This window comes from Bradyrhizobium glycinis, assembly GCF_016031655.1.
Classification (GTDB): Bacteria; Pseudomonadota; Alphaproteobacteria; order Rhizobiales; family Xanthobacteraceae; genus Bradyrhizobium; species Bradyrhizobium glycinis.
This window is the reverse complement of sequence record NZ_JACCHQ010000001.1, coordinates 812,224-827,040: the sequence shown is the minus strand read 5'-3', so window position 1 is coordinate 827,040 and position 14,817 is coordinate 812,224. Positions and strand designations below refer to the sequence as shown.

The window sequence follows — 14,817 nt, the reverse complement described above, 5'->3', positions numbered from 1 at the left end:
GGTTTACGGCCTTGAGCTTAGGCCAATAGATGCGCAAGGTCGGGAACAGACTGAAGATGAAGTAGCCATGGCCGTCACCTATTGCGCAGCGAGTTTCTCGACGTCCGGCAGCGACCATTTCTTTTCGAAGAACTCCTTCTGTGGCCCGTAAGCGCGAAACATCACCTCAAACTCGCGCTCGGGGTCGGTCGGCACCCAGTTCGATTCCTTCCCGGCCGGCGCTTTGGGTCCAAAATAAATGTCGATCGAGCCGTCCGGATTCTTCTTCACGTCGGTGCTGTTTGAAGCTCGGCTGGCGCGACTCATGTTTCGAACGAGCGCATGGGTCTGTCGGTCATAGACGGTGGCCGACCAGTATTGATCGATCGGGACATGCGGCGGCACGGTCAGCTTGTAGGAGTTGGCGCCGTCGAGGGCTTGACCGTCCTTGGACTTGGGTGTCAGTAGGTAGAACTGACCGACGCCGAGGCGTTTGATGCCGATATAGCCCAGCGTGTAGATCATGCCGCGCCAATCGAGCGGATATGAATCGAGCTCAGCGTAGCGTGCCGACATGGCCTTCGCGAGTTCAGGGACGCCGCCTGGACGCCAATACGTTCCGGGATAAAAGGACTCCCACCCGGCTTCGTAGCGCGCATCCAGCCACGCCTTTGCGTCCACGGCGGCCTCGTCGAGGATGACGCGCATCCGGGCGTCAGGCTTGTACGGCTTCCCCTTTTCGATGCCGAGGGTGCGCAGCGTATCAATCATCGCGCGATCGCGTTCAAGCCACGTATCGCGCTGAAGGACGCGGTTCAGGCTTTCGAAGAAGGTGGAGTCGAAGCGGATCGTGGAGTCGAACAGAACATTCTGTGCGTCGTTGAAAACAGTAGGGAGCGGGTTGGCCGCGGCGGAGAGAGGGTAGACCTTGACCTTCTTGCCGTAAGCGATCGACGCCGCCACGTCGGCGTCGCTATGGCTCTTCAGGTTCGAGCGGATGAGAGCGTATCCCTCATAGGTGTCCGACTGAAGCGGCGTGTAACCGGGAGGCGGCTGATTTGCGAAGCCAGGCGGCAGAATGGCGAACTTCCCCCCTGCTCCCTTGTCGATTCCGAGCAGCCCTGCATCCTCGAGCGGCATCTGCCAGATGGTCACCATATTGACGTTGAGCGAACCGCTCTGGTCCGCGGGCGGAACGTCTATGACGATCGGACCGGAATGCGTATCGAAGAAGGCCATGAAGTAGATCGTGTCGGGATTCGGGGTCAGCGTCTGGTTCATCCAGTCGAGCGCACGACCCCAGTAGACGACCTCACCTACCTTGGTCCTCGTCTTAGTCAGCATCTCCTGCCGCATGAGCTCGTAGTTCACGACCGGCATGCCCCAGATGACGGCTTCGACGGCGCGGCTTCTGACGAGACGATCTTGCAGCGACGATGTTTCCGCCGTGGAAACGCCGGTGAGGTATAACAGCGCAAGTACGGCGATGATTGCTCTTCTCATTCGCGTCCCTCATCGGCTCATAACGGATTTACGTAGTCGAGAATTGCGACCTGCCTCAGCAGTACCCGGCGAATGACATGGCTGGGCTTGACGAGGTCGGTGAATATTGCGGCCGTGCCGGTTGCGTCGGCGGGCAGCCGCTGCGCAAATTCTGCGTCGTCCAGCACGACGCGGGCGACGAAGGGGACGGTCGTGATCGTCCTGGGCATCACGGACCGCTTGAGCCCGGCGATGGCCGCGGCGCCTAGCCACGTGGCCCGGCGTCGAACCCATCAACCAGACCACAAGGGCGATCACTGCAACCAGCATGCCCAATGCGATCCAAGCGAGAATATCGAGAGCGCTCATTCAGCTACCCCCAAGGTCATTCACCGACAACATCGTCGGCGAGCGCCAGCAGCATGGGCGGAATCGCAAGATCCAGCGCCTTTGCGGCTTTAAGGTTGAACACAAGCTCGAAGCGCGATGGTTGTTGGATCGGCAGCTCACCGGCCTTGTCCCCGTTGAGGATCCGACCCACGTAATTTCCCAGCTCCTTGTATATCTCCGAGAAATTAGTCCCGTAGCTCATCAGCCCGCCGGCTTCCGCCCATTCACGCTGCGGATAGGCGGCCGGCAATCCGTTCGCAGTAGCGAGCGCTGAAATCTTCGCGCGCCGGCTGTGCAGGAAAGCGTCGCCTCCGACGTAGAGGGCGTCCGCGCGCTGCCGCAGGTCCTTGAAGCAAGCTTCGATCTCTCGGTCGTTTTCTGCCTTCACCACGACAACCTTCAACCTCATCGCAGGAGCGGCAGCTTCCACCTCTCCTACCGCTGGTGCCATAGCTGCCGTGTCGGCCGGATTGACTAATACCGCGACACGGGACAGCCCTGGCGCAAGCTTGCACAACAGGTCGAGACGTTTGGCGTAGAGCTGGACGTTGAAATAGTTGATGCCGGTCATGTTGCCGCCCGGTCGCGCCAGACTCGCCGCGAGACCGAGCTTCACTGGATCATCGGCAGCGAGGAAGACGATCGGAACCTCGCTTGTTTCCGCTCTTGCGATGAGCGCAACCCTCGATCCTCCGGACGCCACGATGAGAGAGAGCGGCCGTTGAACCAGCTTCTTGGCGAGCGCCGGGAGACGGTCGAAGGAGTTGCCGCCCCATTCGTAGGCGATGGTCAAGTTCTCGCCGTCGATGAAGCCGCGCTCGCGCAAGCCGCGGTGGAAACTGGCGAACTGCGCGGCGAAGTCGTCGGCCGACCCTCTCGGATCGAGAAATCCGATGACAGGGGCTGCGTCGTCCGCACGCGCGATGGACTGCCAACCCAACGCAGCACCTGCGGCAAGCCGTAGTGCCTGGCGGCGATGCATGATGCTGCAAATGCTGGTCATCCCCGTTCGCTCTGTTGGACGAACCCCGCTCGCGGAGACAAACGGCACCCCGGACCAGATCGGCGCGCCCATCCAAGCGAAGACGTCGTATCCACTCATGCTCACGCCAGTCTGATCAATCTCCCGTCCTCATTGCGGAAATCACCATTTCCACGCGGGCCTGGTCACGATCGGGAACCAGAACGGCGGAGCCGCTGTCAAACTCAGAAGCTCCGCCAGGGCGGTCCTGCTGCCGTCCACGCTTAGTCCGACAGTCTCGCCAGGCTTGCCCCCCATTAGCGAGGCGACGATCTCCGAGCTCGTCCCTTTGATGGTCATGTCCGGCGACGCGGAGAGTCTGTTGAAGTGGTTCAATACGCGATTGCGCAGCACGAGAGAGCGCTTCTCCTTGCCGTCCACCTCGAAGTTGATGGTTATCGTTTGCCGGCTGCCTTCTCACTATCGATTTGGATTCCTAGAAAATCGAAGGCCATCTCGATCGGCAGCGCTTTGATCATGTCGGGAGATGCGGCCAGACCCGGCTCCGTCTGCGGCAGGCCGCGCCGCAGCTCCTGCGCGCCGGCGAAATAGATGTTGCGCCACGTCGCAGCTTCCGCCTGATAGCCGAGCTGCTCGAAGGCATCCGCCTGGAGATATCGGGCGTCGCGATTGTCCGGTTGGGCCAAAACGAGGTGCTGCAGGATCTGTGCGGCCCAGCGGTAGTCGCCGGCGTCGTAGGCCTTCTGCGCCTTCTCCAGCAGCGCGTCGGCGCCGCCCATCAGCTCCACGTAGCGGGGAGCGGCCTGTACCGGCGGCAGGGGCTCAAGCTCGGCCGGATTTTCGCTGAAGTAGCCGAGATAGAAGTTATAGACAGCCCGCGCATTATGGCTAACGGTGCCGTAGTAGCCACGGGTCGCCCAGTTGCGGTCGAGCTCAGGAGGCAGCTTCACCATCTCGCCGATCTCCGGCATCGTGTAACCGGCATTCGCCAAGTGCAACGAGCGGTCGTGAATGAACTTGAACGCGTCCCGATAATCTTCGATGTGCTTGCGGATGTTGGCATTGCCCCACAAAGGCCAGTGATGCGGCGCAAAAAGTACCTCGGCCTGATCCCCCCACATCTCCAGCGTCTGGTTGAGGTAGCTCACCCATTTTGAGGAGTCGCGCGTCTTTGCGCCGCGCAGCGTGTAGAAATTGTGCAAGGTGTGGCAGGCGTTCTCGGCCGTGCACAGCGCCTTCAGAGCTGGGATGTAAAAGTGCATCTCGCTCGGAGCCTCGCTGCCGGGCGCCATCAAGAACTCGAACTCGAGTCCGTCGATCGTCATCTTTTGGCCCGTTTGGGTGACGAAATCCGTGGGCGTGATGAGGGTCAACGGATCGTTTGCTCCCGATATCCCCAGCGCCGAGCCGAGAGTCTGCCCCGGTCCCGGACCGCGCGGCATCTCGCCCCCGCCCATGTACATCGCTCTGCGCAGCATGGCGTTCCCGGCGTAGACGTTCTCGCTGACCGCCTCCTCCGTGAACCCCGCAGGCGCAATAACCCTCACCTTCCCCGCCGCGACGTCCTCCTTTGAGATGACCGCCGCGACGCCGGCGAAATGGTCGATGTGGCTGTGGGTGTAGATCACCGCTCTGATCGGCTTCTTTGGGCGGTGCGAAAAGTACAGCTCGACCGCGTTGCGCGCTGCGGATGTCGCTATGGCCGGATCCATCACGATCACGCCGGTGTCACCTTCGATGAAAGTCACGTTGGCGATATCCAGGTTGCGGGCCTGGTAGATGCGATCGGCGACCCTGAACAGGCCGGCAAAGCTGTTGAGCTGCGAGATGCGCCAGAGGGAAGGATTCATTGTGTCCGGAGCCGCCGCATCCGTCGGCACTTGAACCGACGAGAGGTCGAACGTCGCCTTTCCCTGCGGATCTCTCAGAGCATTGCCAGGTACACCTGCAATAAAGCCTCGCTGCGCATTTTCGAAGTCGGTGCGGTCATTGAAGGGAAGGGTTTCCAGCACCCGACGGTTCGCAGCTTTGGTGAACTCGGTCGGCGGTTTTGCGGTCGCCGATTGATTGCGTCCGGTCTGCGCCCGGACCGCAGTACCCACGAGGGAGACGGCGGCTATCGCTGAACTCGCCAGCAGCGCGGAGCGGCGATCAATGCCCTGCATGCGGCCCTGAGATACCTCGCCTCGGCTGATTTCTTCACTCATGATTCACTCCCGTGATAGAGCTGAGCCTCATGGCTTCGTCAAAACGACAGCCGTTCGCGCACGGCCGGACGCGCGCTGCGTGAACTCTGCCGTTTCGAGGGGTAATTGGTTGCGGAACGGTGACATGCTGCCGGCCGACATCTACCGTGGGCAGTAGTCCCAGAAACCCTGAGTCTTGGACGGATCGGTGTAGTACCAGCACATGCCGGGCGCCGGGGCCGCGCCTGCCCAGGCGGCCGCGCTTGCTGCGGTCACGAAGCCGATCGCGGCGCCGGCAGCGATGGCGCCGCCTACGGGCCACCGATACCAGCCGGGACGCGCCCAGCGCACGCCACCGCCGTGATAGCCGGGTCGAACGACTGTCGTTCGTCGCACGGCGACGTTGCCGCGTGGCCCGACGACCGCAGTGCCGCGGCGGACCACGGCGCCTCCGCGCGGGCCAACCACTGCGCCTCCGCGATGTGCGATGGCGCGGACCGGTGTGACATCGTCTTCGAATTGAAAGCTTGCCGCGTGGGGCGCGAGGGGCGCAGCCTCAAGTGTGCCTGGGATCGCCAGGCAAGCTGCTACGGCGAGCAGGATCGAGGGCGCAATACGGAAGGTCGTTCCAGGCAGGCGACCAGAATTGATGCGATCAGGCATTGTCAGGCTCCAGACTTTTTCTTGTTTCGCGCGCGAACGATGCGGGCGCCTATGTCAGCCTCATCGGTGATGGGGTTCGGGGGTCTCCTGTTGATGTGCTGCTCCGGCGAGGTGATCGCGTAGTGATTGCATATCAATGATAACTCACCTCGCGCCTCTTGTGATGCGCGGTTTGTGCCATTGCGACGCCTTGCCGCTTGCGATCGAAAAACCATTGCCTTTCAACAGGATGAAGCGCGCGCAATTCAACACAAATTGGCCGCGCCGCTTTTTCGTCGCAATGACGGCGGACGCTGAGATACAGAAGCCAGTGGGTTAGAGATGTCGGGCGTCGTCGGGATCATCGAGCGGGGTCATGGCGGCAGCAGCATCAGCTGCGGCGAGATCACGCTCAACGGGTTCGAACAGCTGCGCGCCGCCACGCCGACGAGCAGCGCCGAGATCATCCAGCTCCAGCCCGGTCGCATGCAAGGTCGCTTGAAGCATGCGAGTGTCGCGGGGCTGTCGCTTGGCTTCGGCACGTTCTCGCACGGGGTTATTTCCCGCGGCGTCTACAGCGACGAGCGCATCACCATCGGGTTCCTCACACAGACCAGCAGGCAAAGGACGCGCCAGCGGGGCATCGGCGGCATACGAATCTGGTCTCCCGGCGTGGAACATCAAAGCCGCTACGTCGCGGGCGTATCCTTCGGCGCGCTCTCGGTCTCGACCGGGGACATGGCGCGCTTCTTCGGGCCCGACAGCCGGTTTAGCGAGCCGACCGTGTGGCTGGGAAAGAGCACCTTCCGCACCAATCCGGAAACGGGCGACGCTTCGGCCAGCGTGCTCAGAAGCATCATGGCCGGCTTCGACCGATACGCCGGCAAATTGGGACCTCCCGAGGCGGAGTATTGGAAGCGGGCCATTCTCGAAAGCGCGTGCTACGCGATCGCAAACTCGGAACGCTCGGATGTCTTTGTCTCTTCACCACAACGGTTGGTGAGGAGAGCGCAGGAATATCTCGATGCCTCCGGTGATGCTCCCATCCACATCTCGCAGCTACTTTCGAGTTTGCGCGTGTCCCGGCGCGCGCTGCATCGGGCCTTCGACGAGGTCCTCGGCATCCCACCGATGAGGTACCTTCGGCAAAAGCGGTTGTGCGAGGCGCGGCTGTTTTTGCAGCAAGGAGCTACGACCGACCTCACCGTGGCGGAGGTTGCCTTCAAGCAAGGCTTCTCCGATTTCAGCCGGTTCTCGGCTTACTACCGCGCCTTGTTCGGCGAAAATCCATCCGAGACATTGAGCAGACATCCAATCCGGAGCTGAAGTCAGCTCGCAGCCAGCGCGCGGTCCGGTTAACGCCTCCGGCGTCGCCTTGTCCTGCGGCACCGGCTCGGTGTTGATGTCGATCATGTCGCTTAATGCTACGATCTAGGTGCTGACTTTTCGGCCAAGGGTATTTCAAATAGCAAATTTCGAAGGAGATCCCGGATGTCGTCACCCGAACCGATCAGATTCACCGACGGCGCGGCTTACGAACGCTTCATGGCGCCCTGGAGCAGATCGGCCGGCAGCCTGTTCCTCGACTGGCTGGCGCCCCGTCCGGGACTGGCCTGGGTGGACATCGGTGCCGGAAATGGCGCGTTCACCGAACTCCTGCTTGCAAGATCGGCCCCCTCGTCGGTTTGCGCGATCGATCCCTCCGACGCGCAGATTGCGACGGCACGCGAAAAGTTGTCGGCAAAGCAGGTCGAGTTCTCGATCGGCGATGCGATGGCCTTGCCCTACGAGCCCAACCGCTTCGATATCGCCGTGATGGCGCTGGTGCTGTTCTTCGTCCCCGACCCGCGCAAAGGCGCCGCGGAAATGGTCCGCGTCACCAAGCCCGGCGGCCTGGTCGCGTCCTACACCTGGGACATTATGCGCGGCGGCACTCCCACGCAGCCGGTGTGGGAGGAGTTGGATGCGCTTGGCATTCCGGCAGCGCGCCCTCCGAGCGCAGAGATCTCGCGTTTCGAGGCGCTTAAGTCACTCTGGACGGAGCTCGGTCTCCGCGATATCGAAACCCGCGAGCTGGTGGTCGAGCGGACATTCGCTGACTTCGACGACTACTGGCTGTCGATGGTCGTGAGCAGCCCGAGCGGAATCGTGGGAAAGCTATCGCAAGCCGAGGGCGCGGAGCTCAAGCGCCGGCTCGAGGCACGATTGCCGGTAAGCGCGAGCGGTGCGATCACCATTCATGCCTCGGCGACTGCGATCAAGGGCCGCAAAGCTGGTTGATGACCTGCACGGCATGGGCGTGGTGAGCCAGCCAAGCGCGCTTATGAGGGCGCGCCGATGCCGCGCACCACATCGCATTCGGTGTGACCCGCGCACGACCTTGCCACTCGCCCAAGCTTAGGTCTGCGCCTCGGCTTCGCTCTCGAGCTTCGTCCGTAGGGCCGAGACGATACGATGAACCGTTTGCAGATCCTTGACCGCAAGCCCTTCGGAAAGGCTGTTGACCCACGGCATCTGCAAAGCCATGGCGGCATCGAAAGCGCGGCGCCCCTTATCGGTCAGGACGACGAGCTGCGCGCGGCGGTGATGCGGATTGGCCTCGAAAGCAACGAGGCCTTCCGCATGGAGGTCGTTGACAATCCGCTGCACGTTCTGGCGATTGCCGCCGAGATCGCGGGCAAGCCAGGCCACCGGCTGGGGCCGCTCCGCCTGCACGATGGCGCCGAGAATTTGCCAGCGGGCGCTAGTGAGCCCGAGCCGGGCCACCAAGCGGTCACCGGCGGTCAAGAGCAGGCTGTTCAGCCGGAACAAGTCAAGCATGAGGTTCGTCAGAGCATCGCCGGCCGGCGTTCGTTGGGCTTTCCGCATCCGTCACCATGGACAGTTATTGACATCATGATGTCAAACTACTAGATTAACATAGTACCATATTGGCATCATGAAACCATCTCGACGGAGTTCGTCATGGCGCGCCTACGCCCACTGGACCCGGACTTTCCCCTCGAGCGTCAGCTCGGCATCGACACCGGCCCCGTGGTGCTGGTGAATCTGTTCACGCTCGACAACGCCGACGAACAAAGCTTTCTCCAGATCTGGCAAGACGATGCCGCCTTCATGAAGCGACAGCCGGGTTTCATCTCTACCCAGCTTCACCGCGCGATTGGCGAAAGCCCCACGTATCTGAACTATGCGGTTTGGCAGACCGTTGCCGACTTCCGGGCCGCGTTCACACACCCCGAGTTCAGGTCGAAGATCTCGGCTTACCCCGCTTCCGTGGTCGCCTCCCCCCACCTGTTCCAGAAAGTCGCGGTGCCCGGCATCTGCGTCGCGTAGCCCGCTTCGAAAACGGCAGACCCGTGACCAAGATCATCCACGCAGTCGCAGGAGCGGCCGCACTGATGACCATTGCGACCTTCTGGCTTTCCACGGCTCTCACCGAGCTGTTTGCGCCGCACGAGACTATAGCCCTGGTGAAGATCGCCATACCGTGGGGCTTCCTGTTGCTTGTTCCGATGCTTGCGGCGACGGGAGGCTCGGGATTCTTCCTGGCAAAGGAGCGGCGCGCCGGCTTGATCGGTGCGAAGATCAAACGCATGCCGTTCATTGCCAGCAACGGCATCCTGGTTCTGATTCCCGCCGCGCTGTTCCTTGCCTCCAAGGCGAAGGCCGCGGAGTTCGACACCACGTTCTACGCCGTGCAGATGCTCGAACTGGTCGCCGGATTAACGAACATCGTTCTGCTCGGTCTCAATATGCGTGACGGCTTCAAGATGAAGGGCCGTTTCCGCGTTCGCCAGCCTGATCGCTTGAGCACCAAGCCGATCCTCTGAGACGCGAACCCGGTTTGCATCGGGTCCGCCCGCTCAAACTCTGGATCGAAGAGTCTCCCGTTTCACTGCGGCGCAGGCGAGCGCTTAAGCGTGCTTCTTCTTCGGCTTGGCCGCCCTCGGCACCGGCTGCGGGTCCGGATTGCCTTCGATCGAGGACAGGCGTCCGGCCGTGAACGTGTAGATGCCGGCGCGCGGACCGGTGGTCCAGGTGACGACGGCGACGCGGCGGCCGATGGCGTCGTTGGAGAGGTTGACGCTCGAGGGCGCGCCGATGCCGCGCACCACGTCGCATTCGGTGTGGCCGAGCGCGACCGTGCCGCCCATCGGCGCGGGCGTCGTCGAGGCATTGGCATCGGCCGGTCCGGGCGGCGGCGCCATGCCGGGACAGGCGCCGTCGGCGCTGACGAGATCCTCAGCTCCGACCGGCTTGTCCGGGGTCAGCGGCGGCGATTCGATCGAGATGTTCTTGATGAAGAGACGGCCGGGTTTCTGGAACCATTCCGCATCCTTCGACAGCAAATCGCTCGCGCCCGAACAGCCCGCGACCAGCGGTGCCACGGCAGCCAACGTAATCAAGAGCGATCCGGGAAGCTTTTGATGTCGCACGATAACGAATTCCCCGCGTGAAGGACCAGCCCTAAGCGATTGTCCCAACATCCCTTTGCGGCACGAAGGTGACAGACGCCAGCATCGCCCGAAAAGTCCAAATTATGATTAATTGCAGCTAATTGCGCTTCTGCCACCGGCCGCGGTCGTCGGCCTGCCAATAAGTGACATCAAATCCCCGCGCCTTGCAATCCGTCCAGGCGGTGCGGGCGAGCGCAAGCGCGTCGGGATCGTCGCCGTTGAACAGCAGCACCATGCGCTCATAGCCCTGTGCGTCCTCCGGCAGCGCGGCGTTGTCGACCAGGAAGCGGACATTGGCCCCATTGGGATTGCCGCCCTCGATCGCCAGCACGATCGGCTGGTCGGCAACATCGTTCACCCGCCATGTCGCGTGCGGCAGGAATGAATCATCGCGATAGGTCCACAAATGCGAATCGAGCGCGTCGGCGCGCTCCTCCGAGGTCGACTGCACCACGACGCGCCAGCCGCGCTCGAACGATTTCTCGAGAAGCGGCGGCAAGACATTCTCCACCGTCATGTTTTGCAGATGGTAGAACAGCACTTCAGTCATGTCGGGTCATTTGCGCTCGTAATGGTCGGCGACCAGGCGGTCGAGCAGGCGGACGCCGTAGCCGCTGCCCCAGCTCTGGTTGATGTCGGTCTTCGGCGCACCCATCGCGGTGCCGGCGATGTCGAGATGGGCCCAGGGCACATTGTCGACGAAGCGCTGCAGGAACTGCGCGGCGGTGATCGAGCCACCATGGCGGCCGCCGGTGTTCTTCATGTCGGCGAACTGGGAATCGATCAGCTTGTCGTATTCCGGGCCGAGCGGCATGCGCCAGACCTTCTCCCCGCTCTCGATGCCGGCCGTGAGCAGCCGGTCGGCCAGTTCGTCGTTGTTGGAGAACATGCCGGCATGCTCGGTGCCGAGCGCCACCATGATGGCGCCGGTCAGCGTCGCAAGATCCACCATGAATTTCGGCTTCACCTTCTTGGCGACGTACCAGAGCACGTCGGCGAGCACGAGGCGGCCCTCGGCGTCGGTGTTGATGATCTCGATGGTCTGGCCGGACATCGAGGTGACGATGTCGCCCGGCCGCTGCGCGTTGCCGTCGGGCATGTTCTCGACGAGGCCGATGGCGCCGACCGCGTTGACCTTCGCCTTGCGCGCGGCGAGCGCATGCATCAGGCCGACGACGCAGGCCGCGCCCCCCATGTCGCCCTTCATGTCCTCCATGCTGCCGGCCGGCTTGATCGAGATGCCGCCGGTGTCGAAGCAGACGCCCTTGCCGACGAAGGCGACCGGCGCCTCGTCCTTCTTGCCCCCATCCCAGCGCATGATCACCGTGCGGCTCGGCCGCGCCGAGCCCTGGCCGACGCCGAGCAGCGCGCCCATGCCGAGCTTCTGCATCGCCTTGACGTCAAGCACCTCGACCTTGACCCCGAGCTTGCGGAGCTGACCCGCTCTGCGGGCGAACTCCTCCGGGAAAAGCACGTTCGGCGGCTCGTTGACGAGGTCGCGTGCGATGATCACGCCGTCGACGACATGGCCGGCCGCGGCGAACGCCTTCTTCGCCGCACCGGCATCGCCGACCGCAAGCGACACATCGGCGCGCGCGCCGCCCTCCTCGCCGTCCTTCTTCTTGGTCTTGTAGCGATCGAACTTGTAAGCGCGTAAGCGCAGGCCCGAGGCGATCGCAACCGCCTGCTCGCTCGTCATGGCGCCACCGGGAAGCTCCGCCAGGATGGTCATGGCGCTGGTGCCGGCGGGCAGCTTGCTGGCCGCCACCCCGCCGAATTTGAGGAAATCGTTGGCCTTGAGGCCGGTCGCCTTGCCGGCCCCGATCACGATCAGCCGGGTCGCCTTCACCCCCTCCGGCGCCAGAATGTCCAGCGCCGCACCACTCTTGCCCTTGAAGGCGGCCGCAGCCGCCGCGCGCTTCACGATCTCGGCAGCGCCGCCCAGTGCCTTGGCCGTCGCCGGGCCGAGCTTCAGGCCGTCGTCGCAGAACACGACCAGGATGCCACGAGGGGCGGCAGACAACGGGACAAAGCCGACCTTGATGGCATCGGACATGGATTAACTCCTCCAAAACATGGGGCTTTTCGTCGTTCGGGGGCTCCAGCCACAACCGGAGCTGAACGGCGATTCACTGAGGGCTTCCCCACTATGGGCCAGCCGCCCGGCAGATGCCAAGCACCGCCGTGGCGGCCTGGCCACAACGGGCGAAATATTAACCGTATAATGAGGGTGCCATGGGGCAGCCATTTTGTTGACGGATCAAAGGGATGGTAGTGAGAGAATGAGCTGGCGGAAGAGCTGTTGGCCGACCTTGGGGATCCCTTGAATCGGGGGATTGGTTGGGCAGCCGGAATTCCGGCCGACATTGGGGACTTGGTGGGTTCGTGCGGTAGCGCATGGGGTCGATCGATAGGTATATCTTCCGCACGACGCTGGCGTCGTTTGCGCTGGTCCTGGTCAGCCTCACCGGCGTGATCTGGATTACGCAGGCGTTGCGCGGCATCGACCTGATGACGAGCCAGGGTCAGACCATTCTCACCTTCCTCGGCATCACCAGCCTCGTGATCCCGGCCCTGGTCCTGATCATCTCGCCGATCGCGCTGATGATCGCGATCTCGCACACGCTGAACAAGCTCGCGACCGATTCCGAGATCATCGTGATGAATGCCGCCGGCTTCTCGCCGTTCCGGCTGTTCTTTCCGTTCTTCTACGCCACCTGCGTGGTGGCGCTGCTGGTCGCGTTCATTGCGGCCTACCTCGCCCCGGACGGGATGCGGCGCATCAAGCAATGGGATGCCGAGATCACCGCCGACGTGCTCACCAACATCCTGCAGCCCGGCCGCTTCGCCCGGCTCGACGAGAGTCTCACGATCCGGATTCGCGAACGCCTGCCGGGCGGCATCCTTGCCGGCATCTTCATCGACGACCGTCGGGATCCGAACGAGCGCGTCTCGATCGTCGCCGAGCACGGCGAGGTCGTGAAGAACGAGACCGGCTCGTTCCTGGTGCTGGAGACCGGCAATCTCCAGCGCTTCGAAGCGGGCAAGCGCGATCCGGCGCTTGTGGCCTTCGGCCGCTACGGCTTCGACATGTCGAAATTCGCCAAGGGCCGCGACGTCACCCTCGGCATCCGCGAGCGCTATCTCTGGGAGCTGTTCTCGCCCTCCGAGAACGATCCCGTCTACAAGCAGATTCCAGGGCAGTTCCGCGCGGCCCTGCATGACAGCCTGCTCGCGCCGATCTATCCGTTCGCCTTTGCCGTGCTGACCTTTGCCTTCCTTGGAGCGCCGCGCACCACCCGCCAGAGCCGCAACTTCTCGATCGCCTCCTCGATCGTGGCGGTGTTCGGCCTGCGCATGGCCGGTTTCGCCTGCTCGGTGATGGCCGTGAAGTCGCCGGGCCCGGTGCTGGCCCAATATGCGATGGTTCTCGGCGCGATCGGCGTCGGACTGTGGATGATCATCCGCGGTGTCGTGGTCGAGCCGCCTCCCGGCCTGATGGAGGCCATCAACAGGTCGAACGCACGGATCGCGCGGCTGTTCGGACGTCCGGCCACCGCATGAGCATGCTCACGAACACACTCGGGCGCTATTTCGCCGGCCGCTTCGTGGTCGCGGCGCTCGGCGTCTTCGGCGGGATTTTCCTGCTGCTGGTGCTGGTCGACTACATCGAGATGGTGCGCAAGACCTCAGGGCTCGCATCCGCCTCCGCGATCATGGTGGCCGAGACCTCGCTGTTCCGGGTGCCGCAGCTGCTGGAGAAGCTGACGCCGTTCTGCATGCTGATCGGCGCCATGACCTGCTATCTCGCCCTCTCGCGCCGGCTTGAGCTCGTGGTGGCGCGCGCCGCGGGCATCTCCGCCTGGCAGTTCATCGCGCCCGCGCTTGGCAGCGCGCTGCTGATCGGGGTGATCGCCACCATCGCCTACAATCCGATGTCAGCGAACTTGCGCGAGCTGTCCAAGCGCATGGAAGCCGAGCTGTTCGGCTCGGCGCCCGGCGGCGGCATCCAGGACGCCTCCGGCTTCTGGCTCAACCAGGTGACCAGCGACGGGCAGACCATCATCAATGCGGCGCGCAGCGAGCAGCAGGGCATCCGGCTCACCGGGCTGACGCTGTTCCGGTTCGACCAGGACCAGCACTTCAAGGAGCGGGTCGAGGCACGCGAGGCGACGCTGGATGCCGGCCGCTGGCTGTTCAAGGGCGTCCGCCGCTTCACGCTGGACGGACCGCCGATCGACCAGGCCACTCTGGAGATTCCGACCACGCTGACCGAGGCGCAGGTCCGCAACAGCTTTTCCACCCCCGAGACTGTGTCCTTTTGGCAACTACCGAGCTACATCCGCTCCTCCGAAAGCTCGGGCTTCGCGACAGCCGGATACCGACTCCAGTATCAGAAGCTTCTGGCACAGCCGTTTTTGCTCGCAGCCATGGTGATGCTCGCGGCCTCCGTGTCGTTGCGCTTCTTTCGGATGGGCGGCGTGCAGAAGATGGTTTTGAGTGGCGTGGGCGCAGGCTTTCTGCTCTACGTTCTGTCGAAAGTAACTGAGGATTTGAGCAAGGCTGAGTTGATGCATCCGATCGCTGCGGCGTGGTTGCCCGTTGTGGTGGGCGGCCTCACCGGCTTTTTGGCCTTGCTCTATCAGGAGGACGGATAGTGACTGCCGTCCGCCGAGGGCTCGTGTCTCGTTTGACGCGG

At 63.1% G+C, this 14,817-nt stretch carries 13 protein-coding genes and 3 pseudogenes; 6 read left to right on the top strand and 10 right to left on the bottom strand.

Annotated features, from left to right (window positions below):
* Nucleotides 1-78: 78 nt before the first annotated feature.
* From HZZ16_RS04010 to HZZ16_RS03985, 6 genes and pseudogenes are all read right to left on the bottom strand, one after another.
* The gene (locus tag HZZ16_RS04010; RefSeq protein ID WP_197947183.1) at nt 79-1,482 is read right to left on the bottom strand and encodes a DUF1254 domain-containing protein; all 1,404 of its coding nucleotides are present in this window, start codon (nt 1,480-1,482) and stop codon (nt 79-81) included.
* Between the two features lie 17 nt (nt 1,483-1,499).
* Nucleotides 1,500-1,688: pseudogene (locus HZZ16_RS37070) on the bottom strand (efflux transporter periplasmic adaptor subunit); the annotation flags it as partial.
* 58 nt (nt 1,689-1,746) lie between these two features.
* Nucleotides 1,747-1,791: pseudogene (locus HZZ16_RS38245) on the bottom strand (hypothetical protein); the annotation flags it as partial.
* Nucleotides 1,792-1,846: 55 nt separating this feature from the next.
* Complete coding sequence (locus tag HZZ16_RS04000; protein ID WP_197947181.1) at nt 1,847-2,953, bottom strand: ABC transporter substrate-binding protein; 1,107 nt, start codon at nt 2,951-2,953, stop codon at nt 1,847-1,849.
* 42 nt (nt 2,954-2,995) lie between these two features.
* A pseudogene (locus HZZ16_RS03990) lies at nt 2,996-4,545 on the bottom strand (alkyl/aryl-sulfatase).
* A 636-nt stretch (nt 4,546-5,181) separates the two neighbouring features.
* Nucleotides 5,182-5,682 (bottom strand): hypothetical protein, encoded by a 501-nt coding sequence (locus tag HZZ16_RS03985; RefSeq protein WP_197947178.1) that lies wholly within the window; start codon nt 5,680-5,682, stop codon nt 5,182-5,184.
* 321 nt (nt 5,683-6,003) lie between these two features.
* Between HZZ16_RS03985 and HZZ16_RS03980 the strand changes: the two genes are divergently transcribed.
* Nucleotides 6,004-6,987 (top strand): helix-turn-helix domain-containing protein, encoded by a 984-nt coding sequence (locus HZZ16_RS03980; RefSeq protein ID WP_197947177.1) that lies wholly within the window; start codon nt 6,004-6,006, stop codon nt 6,985-6,987.
* A gap of 165 nt (nt 6,988-7,152) precedes the next feature.
* The gene (locus tag HZZ16_RS03975) at nt 7,153-7,941 is read left to right on the top strand and encodes a class I SAM-dependent methyltransferase (RefSeq protein WP_197947176.1); all 789 of its coding nucleotides are present in this window, start codon (nt 7,153-7,155) and stop codon (nt 7,939-7,941) included.
* Between the two features lie 117 nt (nt 7,942-8,058).
* On the opposite strand, the gene HZZ16_RS03970 is transcribed toward HZZ16_RS03975, so the two are convergent.
* Nucleotides 8,059-8,529 (bottom strand): MarR family winged helix-turn-helix transcriptional regulator, encoded by a 471-nt coding sequence (locus HZZ16_RS03970; protein ID WP_197947175.1) that lies wholly within the window; start codon nt 8,527-8,529, stop codon nt 8,059-8,061.
* A gap of 96 nt (nt 8,530-8,625) precedes the next feature.
* Here HZZ16_RS03970 and HZZ16_RS03965 point away from each other — a divergent pair, with 96 nt between their 5' ends.
* Both HZZ16_RS03965 and HZZ16_RS03960 read left to right on the top strand, forming a co-directional pair.
* Nucleotides 8,626-8,994, top strand: a complete 369-nt coding sequence (locus tag HZZ16_RS03965) for an antibiotic biosynthesis monooxygenase family protein (RefSeq protein ID WP_197947174.1) — start codon at nt 8,626-8,628, stop codon at nt 8,992-8,994.
* 23 nt (nt 8,995-9,017) lie between these two features.
* Complete coding sequence (locus tag HZZ16_RS03960; RefSeq protein ID WP_197947173.1) at nt 9,018-9,491, top strand: hypothetical protein; 474 nt, start codon at nt 9,018-9,020, stop codon at nt 9,489-9,491.
* Nucleotides 9,492-9,575: 84 nt separating this feature from the next.
* On the opposite strand, the gene HZZ16_RS03955 is transcribed toward HZZ16_RS03960, so the two are convergent.
* The 3 genes from HZZ16_RS03955 to HZZ16_RS03945 all read right to left on the bottom strand — a co-directional run bounded on the left by HZZ16_RS03955 (nt 9,576) and on the right by HZZ16_RS03945 (nt 12,174).
* The gene (locus HZZ16_RS03955) at nt 9,576-10,058 is read right to left on the bottom strand and encodes a hypothetical protein (protein ID WP_197947277.1); all 483 of its coding nucleotides are present in this window, start codon (nt 10,056-10,058) and stop codon (nt 9,576-9,578) included.
* A 157-nt stretch (nt 10,059-10,215) separates the two neighbouring features.
* Complete coding sequence (locus tag HZZ16_RS03950; protein ID WP_197947172.1) at nt 10,216-10,668, bottom strand: DNA polymerase III subunit chi; 453 nt, start codon at nt 10,666-10,668, stop codon at nt 10,216-10,218.
* A gap of 6 nt (nt 10,669-10,674) precedes the next feature.
* The gene (locus HZZ16_RS03945) at nt 10,675-12,174 is read right to left on the bottom strand and encodes a leucyl aminopeptidase (RefSeq protein ID WP_197947171.1); all 1,500 of its coding nucleotides are present in this window, start codon (nt 12,172-12,174) and stop codon (nt 10,675-10,677) included.
* Nucleotides 12,175-12,515: 341 nt separating this feature from the next.
* Between HZZ16_RS03945 and lptF the strand changes: the two genes are divergently transcribed.
* Both lptF and lptG read left to right on the top strand, forming a co-directional pair.
* Complete coding sequence (gene lptF / locus HZZ16_RS03940) at nt 12,516-13,682, top strand: LPS export ABC transporter permease LptF (RefSeq protein ID WP_197947170.1); 1,167 nt, start codon at nt 12,516-12,518, stop codon at nt 13,680-13,682.
* On the top strand, nt 13,679-14,776 hold the full coding sequence (gene lptG, locus HZZ16_RS03935) for an LPS export ABC transporter permease LptG (protein WP_197947169.1): 1,098 nt from the start codon (nt 13,679-13,681) through the stop codon (nt 14,774-14,776). The genes lptF and lptG overlap by 4 nt, the downstream gene beginning before the upstream one ends.
* The last annotated feature ends 41 nt before the right edge of the window (nt 14,777-14,817 follow it).

What these genes read in the sequence shown, in the direction of transcription:
- HZZ16_RS04010 (WP_197947183.1), bottom strand. Translation starts at nt 1,482, where the DNA reads ATGAGAAGAGCAATCATCGCCGTACTTGCGCTGTTATACCTCACCGGC.
- HZZ16_RS03945 (WP_197947171.1), bottom strand. Translation starts at nt 12,174, where the DNA reads ATGTCCGATGCCATCAAGGTCGGCTTTGTCCCGTTGTCTGCCGCCCCT.
- HZZ16_RS03985 (WP_197947178.1), bottom strand. Translation starts at nt 5,682, where the DNA reads ATGCCTGATCGCATCAATTCTGGTCGCCTGCCTGGAACGACCTTCCGT.
- HZZ16_RS03975 (WP_197947176.1), top strand. Translation starts at nt 7,153, where the DNA reads ATGTCGTCACCCGAACCGATCAGATTCACCGACGGCGCGGCTTACGAA.
- lptG (WP_197947169.1), top strand. Translation starts at nt 13,679, where the DNA reads ATGAGCATGCTCACGAACACACTCGGGCGCTATTTCGCCGGCCGCTTC.
- HZZ16_RS03950 (WP_197947172.1), bottom strand. Translation starts at nt 10,668, where the DNA reads ATGACTGAAGTGCTGTTCTACCATCTGCAAAACATGACGGTGGAGAAT.
- lptF (WP_197947170.1), top strand. Translation starts at nt 12,516, where the DNA reads ATGGGGTCGATCGATAGGTATATCTTCCGCACGACGCTGGCGTCGTTT.
- HZZ16_RS03980 (WP_197947177.1), top strand. Translation starts at nt 6,004, where the DNA reads ATGTCGGGCGTCGTCGGGATCATCGAGCGGGGTCATGGCGGCAGCAGC.
- HZZ16_RS03970 (WP_197947175.1), bottom strand. Translation starts at nt 8,529, where the DNA reads ATGCGGAAAGCCCAACGAACGCCGGCCGGCGATGCTCTGACGAACCTC.
- HZZ16_RS03965 (WP_197947174.1), top strand. Translation starts at nt 8,626, where the DNA reads ATGGCGCGCCTACGCCCACTGGACCCGGACTTTCCCCTCGAGCGTCAG.
- HZZ16_RS04000 (WP_197947181.1), bottom strand. Translation starts at nt 2,953, where the DNA reads ATGAGTGGATACGACGTCTTCGCTTGGATGGGCGCGCCGATCTGGTCC.